The organism is Bacillus sp. FSL W8-0183, from assembly GCF_038006825.1.
Classification (GTDB): domain Bacteria; phylum Bacillota; class Bacilli; order Bacillales; family Bacillaceae; genus Bacillus; species Bacillus altitudinis.
In genome coordinates, this window is record NZ_JBBOVY010000003.1 from 1 (window position 1) to 7138 (window position 7138).

Annotated in this window: 9 protein-coding genes; 7 read left to right on the forward strand and 2 right to left on the reverse strand. The window is 35.1% G+C overall.

The window, feature by feature from the left end; translation table 11 throughout:
• The first annotated feature begins 185 nt into the window (after nucleotides 1–185).
• The 5 genes from NSQ64_RS20895 (at nucleotide 186) to NSQ64_RS20915 (ending at nucleotide 4046) form a co-directional block, all read left to right on the forward strand.
• Entirely contained in the window at nucleotides 186–1208 is a 1023-nt protein-coding gene (locus NSQ64_RS20895; protein WP_341018474.1) for a protein rep, read from the forward strand.
• A 158-nt stretch (nucleotides 1209–1366) separates the two neighbouring features.
• Nucleotides 1367–1837, forward strand: a complete 471-nt coding sequence (locus NSQ64_RS20900; RefSeq protein WP_011116800.1) for a hypothetical protein — start codon at nucleotides 1367–1369, stop codon at nucleotides 1835–1837.
• A gap of 21 nt (nucleotides 1838–1858) precedes the next feature.
• Nucleotides 1859–2293 (forward strand): terpene synthase, encoded by a 435-nt coding sequence (locus tag NSQ64_RS20905; RefSeq protein ID WP_341018477.1) that lies wholly within the window; start codon nucleotides 1859–1861, stop codon nucleotides 2291–2293.
• 373 nt (nucleotides 2294–2666) lie between these two features.
• Nucleotides 2667–3224, forward strand: coding sequence for a DUF3967 domain-containing protein (locus tag NSQ64_RS20910; RefSeq protein WP_341018479.1), 558 nt, complete (start codon nucleotides 2667–2669; stop codon nucleotides 3222–3224).
• A 309-nt stretch (nucleotides 3225–3533) separates the two neighbouring features.
• Nucleotides 3534–4046, forward strand: a complete 513-nt coding sequence (locus tag NSQ64_RS20915; protein WP_341018481.1) for a type III toxin-antitoxin system ToxN/AbiQ family toxin — start codon at nucleotides 3534–3536, stop codon at nucleotides 4044–4046.
• 1196 nt (nucleotides 4047–5242) lie between these two features.
• Here the strand turns inward: NSQ64_RS20915 and NSQ64_RS20920 are convergent.
• A complete protein-coding gene (locus NSQ64_RS20920) occupies nucleotides 5243–5398 on the reverse strand; it encodes a hypothetical protein (protein WP_305933873.1) in 156 nt (51 codons plus the stop codon).
• Nucleotides 5395–6498, reverse strand: coding sequence for a Rap family tetratricopeptide repeat protein (locus tag NSQ64_RS20925; RefSeq protein ID WP_341018483.1), 1104 nt, complete (start codon nucleotides 6496–6498; stop codon nucleotides 5395–5397). The genes NSQ64_RS20920 and NSQ64_RS20925 overlap by 4 nt, the downstream gene beginning before the upstream one ends.
• Nucleotides 6499–6622: 124 nt before the next feature.
• Between NSQ64_RS20925 and NSQ64_RS20930 the strand changes: the two genes are divergently transcribed.
• Complete coding sequence (locus tag NSQ64_RS20930; protein ID WP_341018486.1) at nucleotides 6623–6844, forward strand: hypothetical protein; 222 nt, start codon at nucleotides 6623–6625, stop codon at nucleotides 6842–6844.
• A 99-nt stretch (nucleotides 6845–6943) separates the two neighbouring features.
• Nucleotides 6944–7093: a hypothetical protein gene (locus NSQ64_RS20935; RefSeq protein ID WP_186321786.1), complete on the forward strand. Its 150-nt coding sequence runs from the start codon at nucleotides 6944–6946 to the stop codon at nucleotides 7091–7093.
• Nucleotides 7094–7138 lie beyond the last annotated feature (45 nt).

Here is a 7138-nt window from a genome sequence, read left to right on the forward strand (position 1 = left end):
AGAATCGTGTCTTTTCTTATCTTGATACATATAGAAACACTGTCATTTTGAAAAAATAGAATACATACAGTGATATCAATGGTTTAAAGGCATTTTGACAGGTAAAAACTCCATCTGCTATTATTAAGTCACCACAACAAAAATAATAGAGTGCTAGAGAACTAGCTTCAGAAGGAGTTTTTATTTTGACATATTCATCTGAATCGAATTATAGCATCCTTCATGACAAAACCGCAACAGGTAAAAAGCGGGATTGGAAAGGAAAAAAGATGCGATCTTCACTAATGTCATCTCATTATGAAGGGCTTGAAAAGCGTATCGGTGCGCCTTACTACGGAAAAAAGGCAGAGAAGATATCTAATTGTGCCGAATATCTTACGTTTAAAAGAGAAAAAGAAACAGGCAGACTTAAATTATATCAAGCTTATTTTTGTAAAGTGAGGTTGTGCCCTATGTGTGCATGGCGAAGGTCTTTAAAAATTGCTTATCACAATAAGTTGATTGTGGAAGAAGCAAACAGGAAATATAAGCCTGCATGGATATTCCTCACGTTGACAGTTAAAAATGTTGAAGGGGATCAATTGAGACAAACAATTACAGATATGATGCAAGGTTATAGAAAGCTGTTTCAATATAAGAAAGTGAAAACTGGGACACTTGGTTTTTTTAGAGCTTTAGAGATAACCAAAAATCATAAAGAAAATACATATCACCCACATTTTCATGTGCTTATCCCTGTAAAGAGAAATTACTTTGGTAAAAGTTATATTAAGCAAGCAGAGTGGACAAGTTTTTGGAAGAAGGCAATGAAATTGGATTACACACCGATTGTGCACGTGCAGCGGGTCAAAGGAAAAAAGGGGATCGATGCGGAAGCGATTGAAAAAGAAGTGCGCGAAGCAATAGAAGAACAGAAAGCGATTCTTGAAATTTCAAAGTATCCAGTCAAGGATACGGATGTGATACGTGGGAATGAAGTGACTGAGGAGAATTTGGATACAGTCTATTACTTGGATGATGCATTAAGTGCAAGGCGGTTAATCGGTTACGGGGGGATCTTGAAGGAGATCCACAAGGAACTCAATTTGACGGATGCCGAGGACGGGGATCTTGTCAGAATTGAAGAAGATGATGATGAGGTAGCCAATGAAACGTTTGAGGTCATGGCACGTTGGCATGTTGGTATTAAGAATTATATAACCTATTAGTAATGAATGTCAGTATTGTACTTTGTTAAAGTAATATTTAATTTCACCATCTATTTCCTTTAAAATTACCTTAATTTTCATATGTAGATATATACATAAATCCTCAATTTATATATTATTTTCACTATAATACAATAATATGTAATTTGGAGGTATTTATGAAAAAGAATTTTATTTTAACAATGATATTTACTTTGTTATTTTCGACTATGCTTTTAAGTATTGGAACTGGTGAAGCAGAAGCTGCTACTATGAAACAAGTACCTGGTTCTCCCGGGTGGAAATATCGTGTTGATAAGCCACATGTTGACGGGGTTAATAATGATTGGCATGTACATGTTGAAAAAGGAAAGATTAAAGGAGCTGAAAGAGTTACTGGAGGCAAAAGTCACGGTAAGACTCTAAATTCAGCTGGAGTCCCTAAATCTGTACAAAAAAATGTAAAGAAGACTAGTGACTTTAAAAAAGCTTTAGATAAACAGAAAAAATTAGAAAAAGAACGTCAAAAAATTTCTAAATACAGTTGGTTTGATATAGTAATGAATCCTTGGTATCTTGTAACAATAGCATCTCTAGTAGGTGTGGGAATAGCTCAGTTAATGAATTTACCAAAATTAGTATTTGGTTAATTTTTGAGTAGGGGGGAAATCATGATAACACTTAATAGACCTTTAAAATTACGTGATTTAGAAGTTTTTCGTGTGTTGAAAAATGATAATATTTTATGTTACGTAATAATTGAGGATACTCGAAAACCATTGACAGAAGAAGATAAAAAATTAGACCCCTTATGTTATATGGATGAAGAGGATATTAATGAGATTTTGAATGTTTTTAAGATTTCAATTATTAATGATGAAAAATTAAATGAAGATGATTCGATTCTTGTGCGGTCTTACTTTTCTGATTTTGTTAATAACACTGATTTAACTAATTTTATTATTAAAGAATATGTGCAAGAGGGTTTATATGATTATGATGACGAAGATGACATCACTTTCTTTAATAGAATGTTACGTCATATAGGATCAGATGATATAAAAAAATTCGACGATAAAAACTGGATTTATTTATCTCAAGATTGATGTTTCATTTGTATTAAAAAGAGTACAGAGGATAATTTCTGTACTCTTTTTAATACACTTAATAATCATAAGTTTGAAGGGTTGTTAGATTTAAATCATGTTTAAATACTTTTATGGTGTTATAAGTGCTATATTCATTTTTAGTTGGTTTTTCTATACTCAAACTCCCGATATTTCATTTGAAATTATTGATTTTACGATAGGTCTATTTATTCTTTTATGGGTATTTAATGCGTAGGATTATTCATTTAAGAGTTTCGGGAAGATTTTAATTTATATGCAGATTATAAATTTTAATGAGCCGTTATGGCTCTTTTTTATTTGCAGGATATTTTTATTTGTATAATGAATGTTATAACGGAGGTGATGTGTTATGTCAGGCGATACAAAACAAGAACAAACTGTTTATAACAGTAGTGATACAGCTGCCATACTTAAAATACAAGAGTCCACGCTAAGGAAATATTGCATCATGTTAGATGAGGCTGGTTATAAATTTCATAAAAATGAGTACGGTCATCGAGGTTACTTTAACAATGATGTTATAGTGTTGAAACGCCTTATAGAAATAAAAAAACATCCAGATATGACGTTGAAACAGGCTTGTAACGCAGTTATATCATGGGTTAAGAAGAAAGACGTAACGGACGATGATATAAATGATATAACGGATGATGAACGTCATAACGATAGTTATAATAAGCTTTTTTATGAGTTTGAGGAGTTTAAAAAACAACAAGAGGAATTCAATAAAGAATTAATTGATCAGTTGAAAAAACAGCAAGAATACATACAAAGTAGTCTTCTCGAAAGAGATAAAAAGCTGTTAGAGGCCATAAGAGAAACACAAGAAACGAAAAAATTAATTGCATCAACGAAACAAGAGGAAAAGGAAGGGCAAAAAAAATCTTGGTGGCAGTTTTGGAGATAGCATATAGATGGATTTTTTTGAAATGAATTAACATGTTTAGATTATATTGAATATGATGAATAGAAAAATCAAATTGAGGAATTTTATTAATACCCGTTTTTTTCTCAATTTGCTTGATTTTCATTCTTTCCCCTGTTATTATAGTATAAACAGCGGAGAGGTCCTGCCAAACAGTGGACAATGAAAAAAGCGGAGAGGTCCTACCAAATAGTGGACAATGAAAAAAGCGGAGAGGTCCTGCCAAATAGTGGACCTGAAAAGACGGCGATTTATATCGTCGTCTTTTCTTTGTTAGGAGAATTTAGAATAATGACAAAGATCAAAATTTACGAGGTTGAAAAAGCATATGTGGATTATTTAAGAACCTTTGACAATTCAGTTCCTGAGGAAAAGGATTTTAAAGGGGCTAAAGCACGTAAGTACATAGGAATTTTGTTTGAAATTAGTTCATTTAAATATTTTGCGCCTTTATCTTCTCCTAAAAAGAAATTTAAAACCATGAAAAATGGTAAAGATTTTATGAAGATTGATGGCGGTCAATATGGCGCTATAAACTTCAATAATATGATTCCGATACATGATTTAGCGATTATTAATTATGATATTGATAGAGAATCAGACGAAAAATACAAGAATCTCCTGAAGATACAGATCAGGTTTATTAGGAAAAATAGAGAAGATATAATTAATACAGCAAGTGAACTGTATAGACTTATGACAAGCGATTCTCCAGAAGAGGAAAATGAAAGAGAACGCTTGGCAAAGCGTTGTTGTAAGTATTTAGTTCTTGAAGAAGCTTGCAAAAAGTATGGAGATAAATAAGGTGTTAGAGTGGTGTTTGCGAGAACAAAAGGCAACACCACTTTTTGTTTCAATGGATTCTTTCAAAAAGGGCATAAGGGGTTTTTGTCCCCACTTATGGTGTGGAACTAGGCAAAGCCTAGCAAAAAAATGACCCCAAAGAAGTGGTGGAAATCACTCCTGCAGCAGTGGCGATTTTTGAGGCGATCACTTCCTGATCACTACTGAAAAACGAGCCGGTCACTGGCGGATCAGTGATGGAAAGTGATCGACCAGTTGTCAATCACTTGTCAAAGTGCCCAGTTATACGCACCAAAAAATGTGCGTGTTTTTAGAAAAGCCAACGAGGGTTTTTTCACGAAAGTTTGGTAACGTTTTGAGTTTGAAAAGGAGCGCACTGCACACAAAGAAAGGTAACGTTTTGCAAAAAAATCAGTCGCAACAAGGGTTCAATAATGGATGAATTAAGTTCGTGTTTGTTTTGTGTTGTTTCGGAAATGTGTGCACTCAAAAGGAGCGTTACTGTTTAAAAAATGGAGTGAAAAACATGCGGCATGAGTCAACGGTAAGCGGAACGAAAGTGAGCATTAAGGAGTTGACTCATTCACCACACCCAAAGCCTATTGATTCAAACAAACCCCGTTTGTTTGCGCCCGCCGAAGGGGCATCCCCCGAAGATCGGGGGTAGGGGGTTTGAATATTTGCGATCCAACGGGCTGACCGTTGGCGGGTTTGGGCAGAGCCCGAAAAGAGTCACTAGGGAACCAGTGCCCACTTATGCACCTAAATAGGTGCTGTGGGTTTTTTCTCCGTTCAAAGCAGAATGCCAAGCATTGTACCGTTGGCATGAAAGAGTCAAAAATGGTAAGATTAAAGAAATATTTGTGCGTCTGTTTTGTTTGGCGAAGGTGTGAGCGGAAGACGACGACAGTCGTCTAGTGGCAACGAAAAGCGAATCACCGAGAGCCAAACGAGAACCCCCCCCAGCTAACAGGGGGGTAGTAATCTTTCAAAAACAAGTAGACTTAATTATGAGACAAACAATGAAATGAAAACTTATAAAAAACGAGAGGGTTTTATTTTAAAATACCTCTGATAGCGTTCAGATTCGTTTCTGAGCGCTTTTATTTTTGTTCATGTATAAAAAGATGCAGACAAAGAAAAAACGCCTTACAGGGCGTTTAAATGTTTTTATGTTGGTTATGCGATTGTTTGTTTTAAGTCATCGCCCTCGAGTCTAATCCTTTTTCATGTTTGATCACAGCGCCTACCACACCTTTTTCAGCGATTTTCTGATCTGTTTGAGTGTTTGAATAAACTGATAAACCTGTGATTAATAAAGCAATTAGAGATAAGCTGATCATCCATTTCATTCTAACGCCTCCGTCATTTTGATGATTTCGTCTTTTGCAACAAGTGCTTGTTCATAATATTTAACGGCTTGCGTGATATTCCCTTTATTTTTCAAGTGATTGCCTATTTCTCGTGACAATTCGGCTATATCTGTCCATAGTCTTTTTTTCTCTAGGTACTTCATGGCGTGGTGAATATTGTTTATGTGACTATTGTTGTAAAGCGCATCTAGTATCATGAGTTTTGCTCTGTATTCATCTTCGTTATTTTCCTCTACTAGATTCCATGCTTTTTTGTACCAGACAAGAGCTTTATCAGTTTTGCCAGATTTAAAACATACTTTGCTAAGCATGTAATATGTGCGGATCGTGTTTCTCGATTCTCTATGTTCTGGTATATCAATTGCTTTGAGTAGATGACTTTCTGCTTCTGGTAGATAGCCACGTCTTTCGTAGCTAATTCCGATATTGAAATGAGCTAAACTTTCGGTGTATGAATCGCCTGTTTCCTGTGCTTTATCAATGACATGTTTATAGTGTTTGTCAGCTTCTTTGTAACGCATCAAGTCAACTTTGTTTAATGCTAATATCATTTCACTATTCATTTGTTTGTAGGTGTATTGATCATTGGATTTAAAGGAATCGAGTGCTTTTTGAGCATGACTAAGGGAAAAGAAATGTTGGTCAATTTGGTAATAGGCTACGGCAATTTTGTAGTGGAATTCAGCGTGCTCAATTTCGTCGGGGATTCTCTTTAGTTTATCTTCAGCAATTTTGTAAAAGTTGATGGCATCAATGTAATTCTTATTGTGGAACTCAAATTGTCCGTTGAAAAAGTAAAAATAATATTGAATCATGTCGTCCGTTTTTTGAATATCCTCTTGTTTGACGGTTGTGCGGCTTTTAATTTTTAATCGCTGCGCGTCATCTATCAAAAGATTGTTTCTAAAGTCCAAAAGATTGAAATACAGGAGCAGGTCTTGGTTTTGTTCCATATGCGGAAGCATTCTTTTAATCTGTTCTTTCAACTGGATCGCTTCGTCTACTTTTCTTTTTTTAATTACCCCATACCATTCATTCATCATGTTAGCGACTTCTTCATATGCAATTGTTTTGACCATCATCATACCCACCTTTTGCCTGTCATAAATGTTTCTCTTAATCTTACAGATTTAGTAAATATTTAGAAAGTGAGAAATTCCCCAACGAAACCGATTCTTTTTGCGTGGGTGCGTGTGAATATGGATGCTGACAGCAATGACTTTTGGATGTGCAGATAAGGAGGATATGACCTGTTTTTTGTTTGTTGTCATTTACACCTTTTTTGTAGCCTTTAGATGCTTAATGTCAGGTTTAGTAAGATTTTTGGTGAAAAGCTACAGAAAAGGTGTTGCTGATCGTAAAGGCTACAGAAACGGTGTGGTGTTTTTTCTTGGCAAAATAAACCCTATGATTGCAGGGTTTTGATATGTATTTGAGTGATTAAAAGCTATAAAAACGGTGTTAAAAGCTAGTGAAAAGCTACAAAAAAAGTGTTAAGGCTATAAAAAGGGTGTTGCTGATTACATGAAAGGCTACAAAAAAGGTGTTAAGGCTATAAAAACGGGGGGGTATCAATATTTGATAGGCGGGCAAAAAATCAAAAAAAAATCTCCCCCTGCGGGGAAATTTGGTTTAGTCTTTGGTCTTTTAGGTTTTTGGGTTTTGATCTTTTAAAAAGATGGCGGTTTCGCCAGCTTTTTGGGCGATTTTGACGGAGTC

Coding starts and splice junctions, on each gene's coding strand:
- NSQ64_RS20900 (WP_011116800.1), top strand. CDS start 1,367: ATGAAAAAGAATTTTATTTTAACAATGATATTTACTTTGTTATTTTCG.
- NSQ64_RS20905 (WP_341018477.1), top strand. CDS start 1,859: ATGATAACACTTAATAGACCTTTAAAATTACGTGATTTAGAAGTTTTT.
- NSQ64_RS20910 (WP_341018479.1), top strand. CDS start 2,667: ATGTCAGGCGATACAAAACAAGAACAAACTGTTTATAACAGTAGTGAT.
- NSQ64_RS20915 (WP_341018481.1), top strand. CDS start 3,534: ATGACAAAGATCAAAATTTACGAGGTTGAAAAAGCATATGTGGATTAT.
- NSQ64_RS20920 (WP_305933873.1), bottom strand. CDS start 5,398: ATGAAATGGATGATCAGCTTATCTCTAATTGCTTTATTAATCACAGGT.
- NSQ64_RS20925 (WP_341018483.1), bottom strand. CDS start 6,498: ATGGTCAAAACAATTGCATATGAAGAAGTCGCTAACATGATGAATGAA.
- NSQ64_RS20930 (WP_341018486.1), top strand. CDS start 6,623: ATGCTGACAGCAATGACTTTTGGATGTGCAGATAAGGAGGATATGACC.
- NSQ64_RS20935 (WP_186321786.1), top strand. CDS start 6,944: ATGAAAGGCTACAAAAAAGGTGTTAAGGCTATAAAAACGGGGGGGTAT.